Source organism: Oceanobacillus piezotolerans, assembly GCF_003665065.1.
GTDB classification, from domain to species: Bacteria; Bacillota; Bacilli; order Bacillales; family Amphibacillaceae; genus Oceanobacillus; species Oceanobacillus piezotolerans.
Genome location: NZ_RCHR01000002.1, coordinates 636,809 through 656,040, shown reverse-complemented (window position 1 = coordinate 656,040; position 19,232 = coordinate 636,809). Strand labels below are relative to the sequence as shown.

The window sequence follows — 19,232 nt, the reverse complement described above, 5'->3', positions numbered from 1 at the left end:
CTTTACTTCTCCATCCTTATCATATAAAATTGTAATAAATAAAAAATATAGAATTTAACAAATTTTTACATAACCAAGATATGGCCAACGGTATTTTTAGCCCTCCATTAACCATTAAAACTGAAGGTGACGCAATGAACATTACCTATCTGCTATTTTTCCTTTGTATTGTCTTTTGTACATTGATTATTACCTATTGGGCGGCGAGGCAAAGTAAAACGACAAATCAGTTTTATGTGGCGGCTGGAAGTTTAACAGGTACGCAAAATGGCATGGCAATTGCGGGAGATTATATTAGTGCTGCTTCCTTTTTAGGAATTGTTGGTACGATTGCGATAAATGGTTTTGATGGACTTTTATATGCGATTGGTTTTTTAGTTTCCTATTTAATTGTCTTGTTCTTTATAGCTGAGCCAGTCCATCATTTAGGGAAATATTCACTTGGCGATGTTGTTTGCTCACGCTTTCCAAGTTATAGAATGCGTGGAATAATGGCTGTGGGAGCGCTCATTATTTCCGTTCTTTATATGATTCCACAGTTAGTGGCTGCAGGATTGTTAATCCGTTTATTATTAAATATTAGTTATTCCAATTCTGTAATAATAATCGGAATACTGATGACCATTTATGTTGTATTTGGTGGGATGTTTGCCACCTCATGGGTCCAAATCGTCAAAACGGTATTGCTGCTATCTGGCTCATTTTTACTAGCACTCATCTTATTCTCACGGTTTGACTGGAGCATGTCCATCCTTCTGGAACAGGTTACACTTCGTTCGCCTTTTGGTGAGCAATTTTCATTGCCAGGTCACTTGTTTCATAATCCGCTAGAAACGGTTTCACTTCACCTTGCATTAATTCTAGGTACCGCTGGATTACCCCATATTTTGATCCGGCTATTAACTGTTCGTAATTCGGTAGAAGTACGTAAATCTGTGTTAACTGCCAGCTGGATCATTGGTGTTTTTTATTTAATTGCCCTTGTTTTAGGATTGGGTGCTGTTGCGTTGGTTGGGTTTGAAGATTTGGTTGCACTTGATCCATCTGGGAATTTAGCTGCACCGTTATTGGCAGAGGAATTAGGTGGCGACTTTCTTATGGCGTTTATCGCGGCAATTGCTTTTACAACGATTGTGGCAGTTGTAGCTGGTTTAGTGATTTCAGCTACAACCGCATTCTCTCATGATATTTATTTCCATATTATTAAAAAAGGAAATACAACAGAAAAGAAGCGTATGCAAGCTGCACGATGGACCGCATTTTTTATAGGGCTCCTTTCTACTTTACTTGCACTTGGGCTTAGAAATATGAATGTCACGTTTCTTGTTTCTTTAACCTTTATTGTCGCTGCTTCCAGTAATCTCCCAGTCCTATTATTAACCATTTATTGGCGGAGGTTTAATCAGACAGGTGCCATTACTGGGATGGTTTGTGGTTTAACTGCCTCTATCCTGCTGCTTATCGTCGGGCCTCATATGATGAATCTGGAAGGAGGCTGGATTAGAAGAGAAGCACTTATTCCACTCTATAACCCTGGAATTATCGCGATACCAATCGGCTTTTTAGGGGCATATCTTGGAACGGTTCTATCACGCAATAAGAAGGGAAACATCGTTCCATTCGATTCGTTTTATATGCGAGCACAAACAGGGATTGATGCAAGGAGAGAGAGCTCGTGATGCAATTGACACTTGTTTTGTTTGAACGTTTAGGTCTATTGTTAGTCGTCGCGTTTGTCCTTACGCGAAGCCCTGGGTTCCGCTCTCTGCTCTATCGAGAGTTCAGTTATAAAATGGCAATTATCCATGCGGGTGTGTTTGGTCTGTTTGGTGTTGCAGGCACATTGACTGGAGTGATCATAGATACTGATTTTAACGTAATACGTGAGTTTGTTTGGTATGTAGAAGAGAATCAAATGGTTGTAAGCTCTAGTTTAGTTGCCATCGTTATTGCTGGTTTATTAGGGGGGCCAATTGTTGGCATCGGCGCCGGGATCATTGCAGGAACCCATCTGTTCTTTCTAGGTGGAATCGGCTTTCTTGCGAATAGTCTTGTCAACCCACTCACAGGATTATTAGCAGGATATACAGCTCGCTTTTTTTCACAGGAGCGTGTTATATCACCGATAAAATCGCTATTCATAGGGATTTTCCCTCCTATTTTATTAATGCATCTTTTGCTTATTTTCCATTCAGCGGATCAAGAGATGATTGCAATTGTAAATACAATTGGAATACCGGTTGTATTATCAAACAGTATTGCCATAGCGATTTTTACTGCAATGATTGCTGTCGTGCTACGAGAACAGGAAAATGAAGCTGCTTTTGCAACAAAACAGGCACTAACCATTGCAGAGGAGGCACTGCCATACTTAAAAGAGGATTCCTTTAAGGAAAAGGCGGAGGGAATTGCGAATCTGCTCTATGCACGTCTGAAACTTGCAGCTGTTACCGTGACAAATGAAAAGGAAGTCATGGCACATAAAGGCTTAGGCAGTGATCATCATCGGATAGGAAATCATTTAACGACCCAAATATCAAAAAGGGCGATAGATACGAAGCAAATGATTGTTGCTTATTCTCAGGAAGAAATCCAATGTACGGATAACAATTGTCCATTAGAAGCTGTCATTATTATCCCGATTCTGGAGGGGAATAAGGCTATTGGGCTGATTAAATTGTATTTTCGCAAAGCCCAGCAAATCCGCCCAGTTGAATTAATGTTAGCGGAAGGGCTTGGACAATTAATTACCAATCAGTTAAAAGCAATAAAGGCAGAACAGCTTGAATTGCACACGCGTGATGCGGAGTTGAGTAATTTACAAGCACAGATTAATCCGCATTTTCTTTTCAACACATTGCATATGATTGCGTCTCTTATTCGTAAAGACCATGAAAAGGCAAGGCATATAACCATTCAACTGGCGCATTTCATGCGATTTAACCTCAAGCTTGTATCGACACACCTCGTGCCCTTGGAAAAGGAATTCGAACATGTGAAGGCGTATATCACCATTATTCAAACACGTTTTACGGGCCGGCTGCAAATAAATTTTTCGGAGCCTGAGGGTGTCTCCCATTTGCTTATTCCACCTTCTACGATTCAGCCGCTTGTTGAAAATAGTGTCGGACATGGTCTGGAGCGTGTTACGGAAGGTGGAATAATCGATGTGAATATCGAAAAAACAGCCTATACATTGAAGGTAAGCGTTCGAGACAATGGACGCGGATTTCCTGAGGAAATTTTATCGCAAATAGGAGATGTGATGTTAACCAATCGTCAGCATGGTGGGACTGGTTTATATAATGTCAATCAACGGTTAATGAATCTGCTTGGTGAGGAAGCGCGCTTACATGTACGCAATTTACCTGGGAATGGAAGCGAAGTATATTTCACCATCCCTATCCTGAACAAATAGAAAGGTAGGTTATTATGAAAATCTATACAATGATTGCCGAAGACGAACAATTGGCACGTGAGGAATTAATCTATTTATTGGAAAAGGAACCGGATGTGCATCTTCTGCCAAGTGCTATGACTGGAGAACAGCTGGTTGAACTCTACGTAGAGCATGAGCCTGATGTTATTTTTTTGGATGTTCACATGCCAGGGATGCGTGGTGTGGATGCGGCGAAGAAAATAACTGAGCTTTCTTACATGAAAGTTCCTTTATTTGTTTTTACCACTGCGTATGATGACTATGCAGTAGAAGCATTCGAAATAGAAGCTGTTGACTATATCTTAAAGCCTTATGATTCAGATCGGTTACAGACAGCAATGAATCGGATTCGCAAACGATTGGAGCAACCAGAAAAAGAGGGAACGCCACAAGTATCTAGTCATGTGAAAGCTCCTGCAGCGAAATTATTGATTGATGACCATGACCGGACCGTCGTGCTGTCACCAGATTCGATTTATTATGCTGTTCCATTTAAGCGGATGTTAGAAATTCATACAGAGGATAAAGTGATTGTTAGTCGCATGACATTGCAGGAGCTTGAAAAGAAACTTCAGGGACATGCTTTTTTTAGAACACACCGCAGTTACCTTGTCAATCTGAACCATATTCAGGAGATTACACCGTGGTTCAATGGAACAAGCAATGTGACATTAAGAGATAAAAAGCAAACAACCATTCCGGTTAGTCGGGCTGCAAGGAAACAGCTTTTTGAATTATTTGGTAATTAACCATTAAAAACCAAATAAGAACAGCTCAACCATCATTTAGAACCGTTGAGGCAAATTTCCTCCTATGTGGTGATAAATCTAATATAATTCCGGTAACCGCTTACATTTTGTGGCGATTCAAGGAATGGTCAGGTTTTCTAAGCAAAAACTCCATTCCAAATCGAAGGAGGATGGATATGGGTGTAGAACAAGAAAAGAGACAGGTACGGAATTCGCGAGAAGAAGTAGACTATGTTCAAGTCATCGAGAGTAGATCATTTAAAAAGCTAATGCGTGATCGGAAAAAATTTATTGTTCCATTAACGATTTTCTTTCTGGTTTTTTACTTTTCACTGCCAATTTTGACTTCTTATACAACCTTTCTAAACACACCAGCAATTGGAGATATTTCCTGGGTGTGGTTGTTTGCTTTAGCGCAATTTGTGATGACATGGGTTTTATGTACGGTTTATGTGAAGAAGGCAGCAACATTTGATAAGCAAGCAGAACAAATTATCGATGAGATGGAGCAAGGGAGGAAATCAAGATGAGTGCAACGGTTATTATACTTTTTCTAGCTATTGTCTTATTAACTCTTGTAATTACTTTCTTTGCTGCTAGAAAGACACAAACAGCAGGAGATTTTTATACTGCAGGAGGTGGGCTTACTGGCATGCAGAACGGGCTTGCCATTGCAGGTGACTATTTGTCAGCGGCATCCTTCCTTGGGATTGCCGGCGCTATTGCTCTATTCGGTTTTGATGGATTTTTCTACAGTATTGGATTCTTGATTGCTTATCTGGTTGTTCTCTTTCTGGTTGCGGAGCCTCTGCGGAATCTTGGTAAGTATACGCTTGCAGATATGATTAATTCCCGTTTTGATGCTAGAAAAGTTCGGGGTGCGGCAGCACTGAATACGATAACGATCAGCACCTTCTATATGATTGCACAGCTTGTTGGTGCAGGAGCATTAATCCAGCTATTGTTTGGAATACCATATTGGATGGCTGTGCTTATTGTAGGAGTCATGATGACTATTTATGTATTATTTGGCGGAATGATTGCAACGAGCTGGGTGCAAATCGTAAAAGCAGTTCTTTTGATGGCTGGGATGGTCGTCATGACCTTTCTCGTATTGTTAAAGTTCAATTTTAATATTGGTCAGATGTTTACAGACGTGAAGTCCGTTACAGCCCATGGGGAAGCGTATTTAATGCCTGGATTACAATATACTGATCCGCTTGGCACGCTCTCACTCATGCTGGCGTTAGTTCTTGGAACGGCAGGATTGCCACACATTCTAATGCGATTCTTCACTGTAAAAGACGCACAGACAGCAAGAAGCTCAGTGGTTATTGCAACATGGGTGATTGGTATCTTCTATGTTCTTACATTATTCCTCGGGTTTGGTGCAGCTGCTTTTGTTGGGCATGAAACGATAATCGCGGCAAATCCAGGCGGAAATATGGCAGCACCACTACTCGCCCAGGCAATCGGCGGTGACTGGTTATTTGCCTTTATCTCAGCAGTGGCCTTTGCAACAATTCTCGCTGTGGTAGCAGGACTTGTGCTGTCTGGCGCATCGGCATTTGCCCATGATTTATACGGTCAAATTATTAAAAAGGGAAAAACAACGGAAGCCGAGCAGGTGCGTGCGGCTCGCTATGCATCATTAGCCGTATCTGTTCTGTCCATTGTTTTAGCTCTATTTGCTCAATATTTAAATGTAGCATTTCTTGTTTCCCTTGCTTTTTGTATTGCTGCAAGTGCCAACTTGCCAGTTATTCTGTACACGGTGTATTGGAAGAGATTCAATACGACAGGAGCAGTTACGGCCATGCTAACCGGGTTATTATCAGCGTTAATCCTAGTATCCATTAGCCCAAGTGTTTTCTCGCCAGTGGAAGGAGCAGCATTGTTCGTTGGAGAACCGATCTTCCCACTTACAAATCCAGCTCTAGTTTCTGTACCACTAGGATTTCTTGGGGGATATATAGGTACGATATTATCAAAGGAAACAGATATGAAACGGTATGCAGAAGTGAAGGTGAAAGCAAATACGGGATATAAGCGTAGTGGAGTGAGTCACTAAAGGAGATAAAAAATGCTTGCAATCGAGGATTGCAAGCATTTTTTGTTTGAGTGGTAATTACTGCATACTTCTTTTCTTCGGTCGCTCGTGGTCCTTATGAGAGCCCTTTTAACTGAATACGTGCCACGTTTGGTCGCTCATGGTCTTTATGAGAGCCCTTTTAACTGAATACGTGCTTCGTTCGGTCGCTCATACCCTTTATGATAGCCCTCTTGACTGAATGCGTGCCACGTTTGGTCGCTCATGGTCCTTATGAGAGCCCTTTTAACTGTATACGTGCCATGTTTGGTAGTTCATCCCCAATATGAGCGGCCTGCTTGAGCGTTCTATTACATCTCAATCAATATGCCAATATTAAGTTGGAATATATTATTTATTCACTGCTCCCTTTTGATAATAGCTATCTTGGACTTCCGGCGGAACCATGTTTCCTCCTGTCGCCCAAATGAGGTGATATGCGTTATGGATTTTAACTTGCAGATTTTCCGTATCTTTCATCAGTTTGATAGGACCATAGAATCCAGCAAGAGCTGATGGTTCTAGAAGGATATTTTCAGTATCTGACAAATCCCGTAGAAAAGAATATAGTCTAGCATCTTCAATCGTATAGCACGCCTTCACTAAATGACCGATCTCTTTCCCTACAAAACTTGAAGTTCTTCCAACAGCAAGCCCATCTGCTTCCGTCTTGTTGCTAATCCCAAAGTCTTGTACAGAAATTTTATCTTGCAGACCGGTCATTTGTCCAAGCAGGAAGGAGGGAGCATTTGTTGGTTCAGCAAAAATACAATGTACGTTTTCTCCAAACTCTGAATGAAGACCAAACGTGATTCCTCCTGGGCCGCCTCCAACACCGCAAGGAAGATAAACAAATAATGGATGCTCTCTATCAATTGTTATATTCATAGACTTCAATTGTTTTTTCAATCTCGCTGCTGCTACGGAATAGCCTAGAAACAGATCTTTTGAGTCTTCATCATCGATAAAATGACAGGCAGGATCTGCTTCCGCTTGCTTTCTGCCTTCTGAAACAGCATTGCTGAAATCTGACTGATATTCAACGACATGGACTCCTTTGCTGCGAAGCAAGTCTTTCTTCCATTGCTTCGCATCCGCTGACATATGAACACTTACCTGAAACCCTAATTGAGCACTCATAATACCGATACTCAAGCCTAAGTTTCCAGTAGAACCGACAGAAATCCTATAGTTTGAAAACAGTTCCTTAAACTTAGGATTGTCAAATATAGAATAATCATCAGTAACTGAAATATAACCATGTTCCATAGCAAGTTCTTCTGCATGTTTCAAAACTTCATATATCCCACCTCTTGCCTTTATGGATCCTGAAATAGGCAAATGACTATCACATTTTAAAAGAAGAGGGTTTTTGAATTTAATATGATAGTTATCTTCCATTACTTTCTGCATCTTCGGTATCGTAATAAGTGGGGATTCTATCAAACCCGCTGATTCAGCTGTCTCAGGAAAAACCTTTGCTATATAGGATGAGAAACGTTCTAATCGCTCAGCCGCATCTTCTATATCTGCTTTTGATAAAGTGCTGGAATGACTCTCTGCTCTATAGTCAGGATTCTTCCATAAGATTTCTTTTGTATCGATGATCTCATTTAATAATGGAAATGCTTCTATCCACTGTTTTTTAGTCATTCCAGCTATTCTATTTTCCATTTCATCATTCCTTTTCATAGATTGTTAATAAGATGCAATTTGAATCGGTTGATCTCTTTTTTGCTGAATTATTTAGAGGATGTGTATCTTGCAAGAGAAAGAACCATTAAAAAGGACACTCATATATAAAATGAGTGCCCGAACGAGAGAATAAACCAAACAAAAGGTCACTCACGTTCATCCCCAATTGATTTAAAGTCCAATTTTCTTATCGTATCCTTCATGAACAGCAGATTGCTCTAGTTCCTTTTGTTTTTCCTGTTTTTTAATAATATAAGGAGAAACAAATAGAACAGCAATTAATACAAGACCAAGATATCCAATAAGCGGGTAGAAGTTAGCTACGAGATCCGTAAAACCAACGAAGCTAAATAAGTATCCAACAGCCATAATAATCGAAAAGGCAATTTTAAAATTCTTCGTTTCAGTCTTTACAAAACGGGCTGTAAAGGAGAAAAACATACTAATTGCTGTATTAAAAATCATACCGAAAATAACGATGGACATGATTAGACCTAACATTGGTGATAGTTGATTAACAATGCCTAGCATGGGCATGTCCATGCCAGCAACATCTTCTACTTTTGAGAAGATGGCAAGATGACTTAAGATGATTAAAATACCGATCACTAATCCACCAAAAAGTCCCCCTAAAGCTGCTTGCTTTTCACTTTTTTCTACCCCACCCATTACAATTGCCATAGACGCACCGACTGCAACGTTAAAGGAAACATAGTTAATAGCTGAGACAAACCAGTTTGGCAATGTCGTTGGAACAGCTTCTGCAGTTGCATTAAGTGATGCATAAGTTCCATCCATAGTTACAAAGCTATAGATTGATATAATAACAACGAACAAAACAAGAAATGGAGTAATACTGCCAATGACTGCAACAACACGATCTACTTTTAGCATTCCTGTTAAAAGACAAAGAAGTGTCATTAATGTTGTGCCGACAATAACTGGTAATCCAAATTGCTGATTAAGGTTGGAGCCTGCTCCAGCAATCATCACTACCCCTACACCAAATAATGTAAAAATAATAATATAATCAATAACCGTACCAAGAAAACGACCACTGATTCGATATATGACATCCCGGTGTGAATCGGTTTGTGTATGGCTCCCCAGCCAAACAAGAATCATCCCTACAGAAGCGAAGAGTGCAGTAGCAATAATGGCACCAATTGTTCCTAAAATACCAAAACTTGTAAAATACTGTAGCACTTCCTGCCCCGATGCAAAGCCTGCCCCAACAATGACACCAGTGAAAGCCATAGAAATTTTTATAATATTTTTCATGTTATTTTTCTCCCCTTTGTTGTTTAGCGAAAAACAAAAGCATGATAGTCGTTCTTACCTGCTTAGAATGTGAGATTGCTATTATAGACAATCGCTTAAAACCTATTTTACTATAAAACATAATATGATAGCGCTTTAACTTACCTGCGAATATATGGAAATGCAAAGTGTTTACTATCTTATTTTTGTGCACCTCTTCCTGAAGTAGTTTTGGATTGTCTACTTAATAGTAAACTTAGTACTTTTTAATGTGAAATAACGAAGCATTTTCTGCCCTTATTCCTTCGTTATTTTCTATGGTGAGATGATAATGATTGCGCTTTCAAATGGTTTTAACAGAAAATTGCTAGATTACAATTAAATTATAACAAAAATCTTGGGATAGTAGTTTGTTAAATAACCAAAAATAGCATACGATTTTTGTTGAAATACACAAATAAATTTAATACTGCCGTAATGAGAATGTAGAGCAGACATACTCTAATGTGTTAAAATGAAAGGGAAGAGAAATGGAGGAATGCCTTCATGAAAAAAGTTTCAAAGCAATCCCAATTATCCATAGATATACTGAAAGTCATTGAATCTCCAGAGGATTTAGCTGACCGGATTGCTGAAATATTGGATTGTCCAATTACTATAGAGGATTGCAATCATCAGTTAATATCTTATAGCAGCCATAAAGAAAACATAGATGAAGCAAGAATTTCTACTATTATTAGAAGAGAGGTTCCGGACAAGGTTATTAACGGTTTGTGGAAAAGCGGAGTAATGAATAAACTGCTTGAAAGTGATGAACCTGTGGTAATCCCAGCTATAGACGAAATTGGCTTAGGAAACCGGATTGCCATTTCTGTTCGTAATAATAATGAAATTCTAGGGTTTATCTGGGCGCATGCCAATGATAAAGAAATCAATGAAGATGGATTACGTGTACTAAAGGAAGCAGCCAAGATTGTAAAGAAGCAAATCTTAAATTCTCGTACCATTAAACGGAAAAGTGAAGCAAATTATCATAATTTTTTCTGGCAGCTCTTACTTGGAGAACTGACAGATAAAAACGAGATTACTAGACAGGGAAAACAATTCGGTATGGAATTAAATGGAGAACTTGCCATTGTTATATTTGAATTTGGTACGGATTATTTTGAAACACTGAAAAAGCATGCATACTATTTAGTAGAAACTTCTAATGGAATTAAAATAGTTTGCCGGTTGTTCGATCAAAATCAATTCATATTACTTGTGAAAAGTAATAAAAGCATGGATATCAAAGAACAATTAAATGATTTCATCAAGAAATTTATTGAGAAAATATCAAGTCGTGTTGAATTAGCAACAATAAAAGCTGCTTGCGGTGCCATCTATCAGTCTGCTGAAAGTATTTCAGATAGCTATAGGCAGGCATTAAAAGTATTATATTTACAAGAGGAATTTCCAGAAGATTTAGAAGGTGTTTATTTATATCAAGAACTCGGAATCTTCCAGCTTATTGAAGAACTTCGTGATATTAGGCAGAACAGTTCATATAAGAATGAATTTATTGAAAAATTAAGGGTTTATGATGAGACAAAGCAAGCTGAGCTTTTACAAACATTAAAGGTCTTCTTGGAATGTGATAGTAATGTACACTTAGCAGCGCAGAAGATGTTTATTCATACAAATACAATGAATTATAGATTGAAGCGAATTACAGAAGTAAGTGGGTTGGATTTAAAAAATACGAATTTAAAAGTGAACGCTTATCTTGATTTATTAATAGAAAATATGAATTAATGTTTACTAGTTTAGTGAATGATTCATTATAGGTTCATGTTTAAGAACAATATCTTCCTTTTGTGATTTTTCACAAATGTGCTCCCTGCAATTCATGTTTTTGGATAATGAAACAAACAATGAAAGGGTTTACAATATATATGTAATTAACAAAAGGGGAGATGGATGAATATGATCATTGGGGTGCCAAAGGAAATTAAAAATAATGAAAATCGTGTTGCTATGACACCAGCTGGTGTTCAAAACTTGGTTAACGCAGGGCAAACCGTTTATATTGAAGCTGGGGCAGGCCTAGGAAGCAGCTTTACGGATGAAGAATATAAAAATGCTGGTGCTGAAATCATCGCTTCAGCAGAAGACGTTTGGGCAGAAGCAGATATGATTATGAAAGTGAAAGAGCCATTAGAGTCTGAATATAAATATTTTCGTAAAGGGTTGATTCTCTTTACTTACCTTCATTTAGCTAATGAACCAGAACTAACAAAAGCATTAGTTGATAGTGGAGTAACTGCAATCGCATATGAAACAGTGACGGTAAACCGAACACTTCCATTACTTACTCCAATGAGTGAGGTTGCTGGCCGTATGTCCGTACAAATCGGTGCACAATTCTTAGAAAAATCAAAAGGTGGTAAAGGTATCGTATTAAGCGGTATCCCAGGTGTGGACCGTGGAACCGTTTCGATAATCGGTGGTGGTGTAGTAGGTGAAAATGCTGCTAGGATTGCGGTTGGTTTAGGTGCGAATGTTAACATTATTGATTTAAATCCCGATCGTTTGCGTCAATTAGATCATATCTTTGGTGATAAAGTTCAAACATTAATGTCCAATCCATTCAACATTGCAAAAGCAGTGAGAGAGTCCGATCTTGTTGTTGGTTCTGTACTAATCCCTGGTGCAAAGGCTCCGAAGCTAGTTACAGAAGAGATGGTAAAATCCATGCAGCCTGGCTCTGTTATTGTGGACGTTGCCATTGACCAAGGTGGTAACTTCGAAACGGTTGATCATGTAACAAGCCATGATGATCCAATCTTTGTTAAACATGATGTCCTGCATTATGCAGTTCCTAACATTCCAGGTGCGGTCCCGCGTACAGCTACAATTGGATTAACCAATGTTACGGTACCATATGCGGTTCAAATCGCTAAGAAAGGTTTAGAACAAGCTGTTAGAGATAATGCACCACTAAAAGCAGGTGTGAACGTAGTAGATGGTAAAGTAACTTATGATGCAGTTGCTAGAGACCTTGGATATGATTATGTATCTGTAGAAGATGTTCTAGCCGCATTAGCTCATTAATTATTAATTCAAGAAGTCATGTTAAAGGCCCTTTTCATTTTAAAATGGAAGGGCCTTTTAAGCAGATTGGAAAGTATAAAACTTTCTTCCTGCACCCAAGTTAATAGTAGAAGGACAGGTTGACTTAAGTTTTCTAATAAGTGGGGGAATCAGTATGAATCATGTAAGTTTTCGTAACGCATGGACAGAAATATCACTGGACGCGATTCAACAAAATATAAGAGCATTTAAAAATCACATAAATATAGATACAAAAATGATGGCTGTTGTAAAAGCGGATGGTTATGGTCACGGGGCAGTGGAAGTAGCGAAGACAGCCATCAGTGCAGGTGCGGATTACATAGCGGTTGCTATCCTGGATGAAGCCGTTATTCTTCGGGATGCTGGAATAGAGCATCCTTTATTAGTGCTAGGCTATACTCCTCCAGATTTTGTTTCGGAGGCAATTAAACGTGACATTGCATTAACGGTGTTCACCAAAGAAGTCGCTGACCGTATTGGGAAAGAGGCAAAAAAACAGCACAAGACAGCAAAGGTGCACGTGAAAATTGATAGTGGGATGAATCGGATTGGGGTTCAAACGAAAGAAGAAGCATTGAATTTGGTGCAATCATTACAATCCAATTTTGTTTTTGTGGAAGGTATTTTTACACACTTTGCTGATGCTGATAATCCTGCCGATACGTCCTATACAGAATTGCAGTTCGATCATTTTATGGATGTCGTTGAATATTTGGAAGGTAATGATGCTGGGATTCCAATTAGGCACTGCTGTAATAGTGCGGCAACCATTGCTTTTCCTAAATTGCATTTAGACATGGTTCGTGTAGGCATTAGTATTTATGGATTATATCCAAGTGAACATTTGAGGAAAATCATTCCTTTAAAACAGGCCATGACGTTTAAAACAAAACCTGTTTTTGTGAAAAAAGTAAAAGCAGGAGATGCGATCAGCTATGGTTGTACATATATACCAAAACGGGATTCATTTATTGCAACTATCCCAATTGGATATGGAGATGGATTTTCCCGTTCACTTTCTAATAAAGGCAATGTCACTGTCCATGGGATGAAGGCACCGATTGTGGGACGAGTATGTATGGATCAATCCATGATTGATGTAACGGACATTGGGGTATTTGAAATGGATGATGAGGTTGTAATTTTCGGGGATAGAGCAGACGGATATATCCCAATGGGAGAAGTAGCAGAACTGATGAATACCATCCATTATGAGACGGCATGCTTAATTGGAAAACGTATTCCTCGGATTTATATAAAAGATGGAGAAGTAGTAAAGGAATTAGGGCAGGTTGATAACAGTAAAATGGCAGTGAGTATTTAATAATTAGCATTTGACTTTACTATCGCATATAAAATAGATATTCCATAGGGCAGAGTAGCAGTTATCGTAATATTGACTGGTTTTTTAGGTTAATTTTTGGTCCATTATTCCAAATGGATTCTCGCTAGATAAAGGTGAGCTGAAAAATGGGATTAGAAGTAAGTTAGTGAAATGCTCGCAATCTTGGATTGCGAGCATTTTTACTTGATACGATTAGAGGAGCTTGTTAAACCATGAAAGTCTTTTGTTTCGCGTGATGATATTTAGATATGAAAACTTACAGCATTAAAGCGCTGCTATTCCTTAAAAACCTGTTTGACAACATAGTTTTATCCAGATAATATGTCCTTAACTTTATGAAATTGCTCTCATCTGGTAAGACGGAGAGGAATCTGAACAATCCTGATTGATGCTTTAAATGGTGCCAATTCAGCATATTGATAGGTTATAATGAACGATAAGAGAGGATTAGATTTTGCGGAAAAAGAACGACATTATTATGAAGTGGCCGGTTTTTAATAGAAAGGCAGGGGTTCATATGAGTGAAGCATTAATTACGGTGATGTTCCAGGATCTCGAGAATTCTTTTGAAGAAATTAGAGGATGGAGAAGGCATATGCATCAGCATCCAGAGCTTTCTTTCAAAGAAGTAAAAACTGCGAAATATATTGAAGAAAAGCTGGTGAGCTTTGGCCTGGAAGTCAAAACGCAAATTGGTGGAAATGGGTTAATCGGTATTTTGAAAGGGGACCAGCCTGGGAAGACAATAGCGCTTAGAGCTGATTTTGATGCATTACCAATTGAGGATGAGAAGGATGTGCCCTATAAATCTACCAACCCTGGGGTAATGCATGCATGTGGGCATGATGGACATACGGCGGCTTTATTAGGAACAGCTCAGGTTTTAAGTACATATAAAGAGAAAATGAAAGGGTCTGTTGTTTTTATTTTCCAGCCTGCTGAAGAAACTCCGCCTGGTGGAGCGAAATATATGATTGAAGAAGGCGTATTGGATGGTGTGGACTATGTATTTGGTTCTCATCTTGCTTCAGATCTCCCGCTAGGAAAAGTAGCAGTAGGTGAAGGCTATCAAATGGCGGCGGTTGATAAATTTGCTATTACCATTAAAGGCCGTGGTGGCCATGGTGCCCGACCACATGAAGCCGTTGACTCTCTAGTAATTGGGACGAGCGTCGTGGATAGCTTACAAAAGATTGTGAGCAGACAGGTTAATCCGTTGAAATCAGCTGTTGTGACCATTGGTATTTTTCAAGCTGGCAATGCTTTTAACGTTATTCCAGATACTGCAAGGATTGAAGGGACGGTTCGGACCTTCGATAGTGAAGTAAGAGACATGGTGGAGAAAGAGATTAACACTATTGTTCAAGGGATAACTTCTGCTTTTCATGCTACATATAAAATCGATTACCTTCGCGGTTATCCAGCTTTGTTTAATCACAAAGCAGAGACAGAGTTGGCAAGGGAATTATTTAAGAATGTCTTTTCAGAGGAGAATGTCGTAGAACTGAAACCGACAATGGGTGCAGAGGATTTTGCCTATTTCTTAGAGAAAAAGCCTGGGACTTATTTCAGAGTTGGTTCTCGTAATGATAACGAAAGTACACATTACCCGCATCATCATCCCCGGTTTGATTTTGATGAGCAGGCGCTCATTCAAATCGGCAAGTCCTTTGTAAAAATTGTTTCTCACTATCTATTCCAGTGAGACAGATGCTTGCAGATGTATAGGAAATCGAAAGAGTTTTCTAATGAAAACTGTTGACGAAGCCCTGAGCGTGCTTGATATAAGCGGAAAACTGTATTTATAAGTAAAGGAGAGTAAGGAATGGAAAAACATAAAATTTCATTAATGGAAGCCTATATGATAGAAACCCTTCGCCGTCATGGTATATCAAATGAGGAACTGCTAGCTGCCGTTCGTAGCGGAGATATTAGTGAATGGGAGAAGATAAACGATAGGTATGACTTTAAGGATTTATTAAAACTTGCAGAGAAGGATTCAGCTGCTTTTCAATCCATTTTGTATGATGGCTATGGAGTTAAATTTGTTACATATCAAGGCCTGCAAAATTTACTTGCCATCCGCTTTAAGAAGGAGAAAGACCGAGACTATGAGCTGATTGAAAATGGGCTTGATGGTTTGCAGTTGGATGAGCAGGAACAAATTCAATTAGAAGAAATGCTTTCTGTGAACTGGGTTATCTCGAAGAATGAGAATGGAGAGAGTTTGCGAATCGAGCTTAGAGGATAAGTTGAGAAAATTAAGGTGAAGGAGTTGGGGGAAGGTCCAACTCCTTTATTTATTGGGTCAACAAGTATTTATCATGAGAGAATAATTATCCTAGAAATGCCTGAATCGCGTCTATTAGACTATAGATACCTAAGCCAGTACAAACGAGTACGACCATTCCGCCAATAATATTCATACTAACTGTGTTTACATATTTTCCAAGCCGATTTTTATTATTCATGACAACGAGAATTAAAATAGAGATGATTGGCAGGAGGATCCCATTCAATGCTTGGGCAAAGAGAAGAACGTCTAGTGGTTCAAATCCTGTTGCAGAAATAATAATTCCTAGCACAATAATGATAAAGAATACGATTTTAAATCGTTTATCTTTGAACCCACCCTTCCATTTAAATAGGCTAGCTAAGGTGATAGCGGCACCAAGTGGAGATGCAGTTGCTGAAGATAAACCTGCTGCGAATAACCCCACACTCATAAATACTTTCGCCCAGCTTCCTAATACTGGTTCTAATTGCAAGGACAAGTCTGCGGCACTTTCTACAGTCATTCCTTTGATCACTGCAGCAGATGTAATAAGAATTGCCGCAGTAATTAACCCTCCAAAAGAAATGGAGATAATGGTGTCTATTCGGGAATCTTTTAATTGATGAGGCTGGTTCCATCTTTCTTGAACAGTTGATGCTTGAAGAAAAAAGTTGTAAGGAACAACGGTTGTTCCAATTAAAGCAATTAGCATAATGATTGACCCAGTTGGAATAGTGGGAATGAGAGCTCCTGAGAAGATCTCCCCAAAATCTGGTTTTACAACAAACATCGTAGTGATAAACGTAATACCCATTACGATGATAAGAGCAACCATTAATCTTTCAATTACTTTATAGCTCCCACTAAGTCCAAAGAATAGGATGATCACACCAATAATAGGAGCAATTATATTATCTGGAAGTCCAGTTATGGTGGTGATTCCAAGTGAGGTTCCTAATAAATCTCCGCCAATATAGGCAGCACAACCAACTGTAATAGCAATAGCCACAAGCCAAACGATACAAAATTTAACAAGTGGTTGAGAGAATTGCTCACGAATCGCTTCCCCTAGACCTTCTTGTGTAATAATCCCCAGTCGCGCTACCATTTCTTGAAGAACGATCGTTGCGATAATTGAAAATATTACGGCCCATAATAGTGCATAACCAAAGGATGCACCTGCCCTGGTTGCTGTTGTAACTGTACCTGGTCCAATGAATGAAGCAGTTATCACGGCACCAGGACCAATCATTCTTAATCGATCTATCCATGTTTTCTTGGTTGATTGCTCTTCATTTTGGAGTTTCTCCATATATCCCTCTCCCTATCTTTGATTATTCTGGAGTCAAATTGTGTTTAAAGCTAATGGAGGCTAATCATTTCGGATAATTTCTAGATAGTTATAAATCGTTTGTTTTGTCACTCCTAGTATGGTGGCTATTCGATCCACCGAACCCTGGATAAGAAAAGCACCTTTTTCGTCCAGCTTGCGAATGACAAAGATTTTTTCATTTCTTGTCATTTGTTCCAGTGGGACACTTACTTCGGATAATGTAGCTTCCACAATATTTTCAAATACTTCTTCAATATTGGTGGCATAGGATTCGCTCATTGGCCCTTCAATTTGTTCCAAATCATTCGTAACCGTAAATTCTTGAATGATTTGATTGACCATCGAAAATGAAGTCACATCGAAGTTAATGCCAATAAGACCAATCACTTCCCCGTCTTGATTCCGAATAAAAGAGGTGGAAGTCTTAAGAAACCTGCCATCTCTTGTTTGAGAGGTTTGGCCATGAATATCCTTCACTTTATTCCCATACCGGCGAAGTTCTTTTAAAATGACCTCTGTAGTTGGGGCACCGAGCTCTCTGCCAGTTACCTTACCTTTAATATAAATCAGGGAGGAGTGAATGTTTTCGAGATTATGGATCACCACTTCACATTTACTGCCAAAAGTAGCTACAATCATATCAGCTATCGGAATGTAGCTTTCTAGTATTTTTTTGTTTTCTACTAATTTGGTCATCTCATCACCCAATGCTAAAATACTTATTTTTGTAAACGTATTCTAAAACTTAGTGCAACAATGGCTGGGACATGGAAATCTGTTATACTGGTATGTATTAAAATAACCTTTGCTACACCACTCTTGCATAAATTCTCACCAGCGATTTCCATGTCGCTGCAAATTGTATCCCTTTTATTTTTGATTTTGTCTTCTCAAAATCTCCCCGGCCAATGCATATAAAACAATAAAGGAAGCTAGGTGTGCAGATCGTTGAGCTGAATCCTGCTGAGGATACACTTCCACAAAGTCCATTCCAATAACACCACGTTTACAAATCTCATGTACAAGGGTAAGAAGCTCATAGGATGTTAACCCATTGCCATCTACTGGACCGCCAGGATTAAAAGCATAGTCTAGTACATCACTGCAAATGCTTAAATAAACACAATCTACATCCTGATTTGCCATTTCATAGATCTCATTAGCAAATTCCTTTAAATTTTTTGCTTCGCGGATTTCATTAATCGTGATGGTAACTGCCCCAGCTTCCTTCGCATTCCGTCCTGATTCAGGTTTATTTCTCGGACCATGAATTCCAGTATGGATAATGCTTTCGTTACGCACACCGTTTTCTTCGTAAAGACGCTTAAAGGGACTGCAGCGTGCATATTGATCATCTTCCCAGGAAGGCATGTTATCGTAATGAGCATCTAGATGAATAATGCCTACTTTTTTACCTTGTTTTGCTAGAGCTTTTACAATAGGGAAGGTTATCCCATGGTCTCCGCCCAGCCCAACTACGAATTTACCAGATTGCCATAATTCAGATGCAAAGCTTTCAATACGTGTCATAGTTTCCTCCACATCTGCTGGAACCACATCCACGTCACCGGCATCTCCTAGTTTCATATGTTCAAGTACATCAATATGATCCAGTTCTGGCAGATAACCACTATATCTTCCGGAACAGAGACGCATGACTTTAGGTCCTAATTCACAACCAGTATAATCACCCCAAGTTACCGCACCTTCCCAAGGCACACCATAGATAACGGCATCTACGTCTTCATAAGATCTATCTTTAGATATGTTTTTAGCACCTAAAAAAGCAGGAGTATTTCCGTAAATATTGTTTCCTGACATACATTCATCTCCTTAATAAATGAGTTTTTAGAATATATAATCTTAATTTTATTTTTAAATTTTACTTATGCTTTTACAAAAAGTCAAACATTCCTTTAAGAAAAATCAAAAA

At 38.9% G+C, this 19,232-nt stretch carries 15 protein-coding genes; 10 read left to right on the top strand and 5 right to left on the bottom strand.

From position 1 onward, the window contains the following. The first annotated feature begins 134 nt into the window (after positions 1 to 134). From D8M04_RS07385 to D8M04_RS07365, 5 genes are all read left to right on the top strand, one after another. Positions 135 to 1,679: a solute symporter family protein gene (locus D8M04_RS07385; RefSeq protein WP_222928578.1), complete on the top strand. Its 1,545-nt coding sequence runs from the start codon at positions 135 to 137 to the stop codon at positions 1,677 to 1,679. After that, a complete protein-coding gene (locus D8M04_RS07380) occupies positions 1,679 to 3,418 on the top strand; it encodes a LytS/YhcK type 5TM receptor domain-containing protein (RefSeq protein ID WP_246001160.1) in 1,740 nt (579 codons plus the stop codon). The genes D8M04_RS07385 and D8M04_RS07380 overlap by 1 nt, the downstream gene beginning before the upstream one ends. A 14-nt stretch (positions 3,419 to 3,432) precedes the next feature. Then, positions 3,433 to 4,188 carry a LytR/AlgR family response regulator transcription factor gene (locus tag D8M04_RS07375; protein WP_187695420.1) on the top strand — a complete coding sequence of 252 codons (756 nt, stop codon included), beginning with the start codon at positions 3,433 to 3,435 and terminating at the stop codon, positions 4,186 to 4,188. Positions 4,189 to 4,364: 176 nt separating this feature from the next. After that, positions 4,365 to 4,718, top strand: a complete 354-nt coding sequence (locus tag D8M04_RS07370) for a DUF485 domain-containing protein (protein WP_121522254.1) — start codon at positions 4,365 to 4,367, stop codon at positions 4,716 to 4,718. Continuing rightward, positions 4,715 to 6,259 (top strand): solute symporter family protein, encoded by a 1,545-nt coding sequence (locus tag D8M04_RS07365; protein ID WP_121522253.1) that lies wholly within the window; start codon positions 4,715 to 4,717, stop codon positions 6,257 to 6,259. The genes D8M04_RS07370 and D8M04_RS07365 overlap by 4 nt, the downstream gene beginning before the upstream one ends. 369 nt (positions 6,260 to 6,628) lie before the next feature. Here D8M04_RS07365 and D8M04_RS07360 read toward each other — a convergent pair whose 3' ends face one another. Both D8M04_RS07360 and D8M04_RS07355 read right to left on the bottom strand, forming a co-directional pair. Further along, positions 6,629 to 7,951 (bottom strand): D-serine ammonia-lyase, encoded by a 1,323-nt coding sequence (locus D8M04_RS07360; protein ID WP_425464001.1) that lies wholly within the window; start codon positions 7,949 to 7,951, stop codon positions 6,629 to 6,631. 192 nt (positions 7,952 to 8,143) lie between these two features. Beyond that, complete coding sequence (locus D8M04_RS07355) at positions 8,144 to 9,253, bottom strand: YkvI family membrane protein (protein WP_121522252.1); 1,110 nt, start codon at positions 9,251 to 9,253, stop codon at positions 8,144 to 8,146. Positions 9,254 to 9,778: 525 nt separating this feature from the next. Between D8M04_RS07355 and D8M04_RS07350 the strand changes: the two genes are divergently transcribed. The 5 genes from D8M04_RS07350 to D8M04_RS07330 all read left to right on the top strand — a co-directional run bounded on the left by D8M04_RS07350 (position 9,779) and on the right by D8M04_RS07330 (position 15,942). Beyond that, the gene (locus tag D8M04_RS07350) at positions 9,779 to 11,026 is read left to right on the top strand and encodes a PucR family transcriptional regulator (protein WP_121522251.1); all 1,248 of its coding nucleotides are present in this window, start codon (positions 9,779 to 9,781) and stop codon (positions 11,024 to 11,026) included. A 171-nt stretch (positions 11,027 to 11,197) separates the two neighbouring features. Continuing rightward, a complete protein-coding gene (ald, locus tag D8M04_RS07345; protein ID WP_121522400.1) occupies positions 11,198 to 12,325 on the top strand; it encodes an alanine dehydrogenase in 1,128 nt (375 codons plus the stop codon). Positions 12,326 to 12,479: 154 nt separating this feature from the next. Then, positions 12,480 to 13,670 carry an alanine racemase gene (gene alr, locus D8M04_RS07340; protein WP_121522250.1) on the top strand — a complete coding sequence of 397 codons (1,191 nt, stop codon included), beginning with the start codon at positions 12,480 to 12,482 and terminating at the stop codon, positions 13,668 to 13,670. Between the two features lie 538 nt (positions 13,671 to 14,208). Continuing rightward, positions 14,209 to 15,396, top strand: a complete 1,188-nt coding sequence (locus tag D8M04_RS07335) for a M20 metallopeptidase family protein (RefSeq protein ID WP_121522399.1) — start codon at positions 14,209 to 14,211, stop codon at positions 15,394 to 15,396. A 120-nt stretch (positions 15,397 to 15,516) separates the two neighbouring features. Then, positions 15,517 to 15,942, top strand: coding sequence for a hypothetical protein (locus D8M04_RS07330; RefSeq protein ID WP_121522249.1), 426 nt, complete (start codon positions 15,517 to 15,519; stop codon positions 15,940 to 15,942). Positions 15,943 to 16,027: 85 nt separating this feature from the next. Here the strand turns inward: D8M04_RS07330 and D8M04_RS07325 are convergent, their stop codons facing one another. The 3 genes from D8M04_RS07325 to D8M04_RS07315 all read right to left on the bottom strand — a co-directional run bounded on the left by D8M04_RS07325 (position 16,028) and on the right by D8M04_RS07315 (position 19,120). Further along, a complete protein-coding gene (locus D8M04_RS07325) occupies positions 16,028 to 17,278 on the bottom strand; it encodes an Nramp family divalent metal transporter (protein WP_121522248.1) in 1,251 nt (416 codons plus the stop codon). A gap of 60 nt (positions 17,279 to 17,338) precedes the next feature. Next, positions 17,339 to 17,995 (bottom strand): helix-turn-helix transcriptional regulator, encoded by a 657-nt coding sequence (locus tag D8M04_RS07320; protein ID WP_121522247.1) that lies wholly within the window; start codon positions 17,993 to 17,995, stop codon positions 17,339 to 17,341. Positions 17,996 to 18,169: 174 nt separating this feature from the next. Beyond that, on the bottom strand, positions 18,170 to 19,120 hold the full coding sequence (locus D8M04_RS07315) for an agmatinase family protein (protein WP_121522246.1): 951 nt from the start codon (positions 19,118 to 19,120) through the stop codon (positions 18,170 to 18,172). Positions 19,121 to 19,232 lie beyond the last annotated feature (112 nt).

Excerpts from the sequence above, each read along its gene's own strand:
- D8M04_RS07385 (WP_222928578.1), top strand. The coding sequence starts at position 135 with ATGAACATTACCTATCTGCTATTTTTCCTTTGTATTGTCTTTTGTACA.
- D8M04_RS07380 (WP_246001160.1), top strand. The coding sequence starts at position 1,679 with ATGCAATTGACACTTGTTTTGTTTGAACGTTTAGGTCTATTGTTAGTC.
- D8M04_RS07375 (WP_187695420.1), top strand. The coding sequence starts at position 3,433 with ATGAAAATCTATACAATGATTGCCGAAGACGAACAATTGGCACGTGAG.
- D8M04_RS07370 (WP_121522254.1), top strand. The coding sequence starts at position 4,365 with ATGGGTGTAGAACAAGAAAAGAGACAGGTACGGAATTCGCGAGAAGAA.
- D8M04_RS07365 (WP_121522253.1), top strand. The coding sequence starts at position 4,715 with ATGAGTGCAACGGTTATTATACTTTTTCTAGCTATTGTCTTATTAACT.
- D8M04_RS07360 (WP_425464001.1), bottom strand. The coding sequence starts at position 7,951 with ATGGAAAATAGAATAGCTGGAATGACTAAAAAACAGTGGATAGAAGCA.
- D8M04_RS07355 (WP_121522252.1), bottom strand. The coding sequence starts at position 9,253 with ATGAAAAATATTATAAAAATTTCTATGGCTTTCACTGGTGTCATTGTT.
- D8M04_RS07350 (WP_121522251.1), top strand. The coding sequence starts at position 9,779 with ATGAAAAAAGTTTCAAAGCAATCCCAATTATCCATAGATATACTGAAA.
- ald (WP_121522400.1), top strand. The coding sequence starts at position 11,198 with ATGATCATTGGGGTGCCAAAGGAAATTAAAAATAATGAAAATCGTGTT.
- alr (WP_121522250.1), top strand. The coding sequence starts at position 12,480 with ATGAATCATGTAAGTTTTCGTAACGCATGGACAGAAATATCACTGGAC.
- D8M04_RS07335 (WP_121522399.1), top strand. The coding sequence starts at position 14,209 with ATGAGTGAAGCATTAATTACGGTGATGTTCCAGGATCTCGAGAATTCT.
- D8M04_RS07330 (WP_121522249.1), top strand. The coding sequence starts at position 15,517 with ATGGAAAAACATAAAATTTCATTAATGGAAGCCTATATGATAGAAACC.
- D8M04_RS07325 (WP_121522248.1), bottom strand. The coding sequence starts at position 17,278 with ATGGAGAAACTCCAAAATGAAGAGCAATCAACCAAGAAAACATGGATA.
- D8M04_RS07320 (WP_121522247.1), bottom strand. The coding sequence starts at position 17,995 with ATGACCAAATTAGTAGAAAACAAAAAAATACTAGAAAGCTACATTCCG.
- D8M04_RS07315 (WP_121522246.1), bottom strand. The coding sequence starts at position 19,120 with ATGTCAGGAAACAATATTTACGGAAATACTCCTGCTTTTTTAGGTGCT.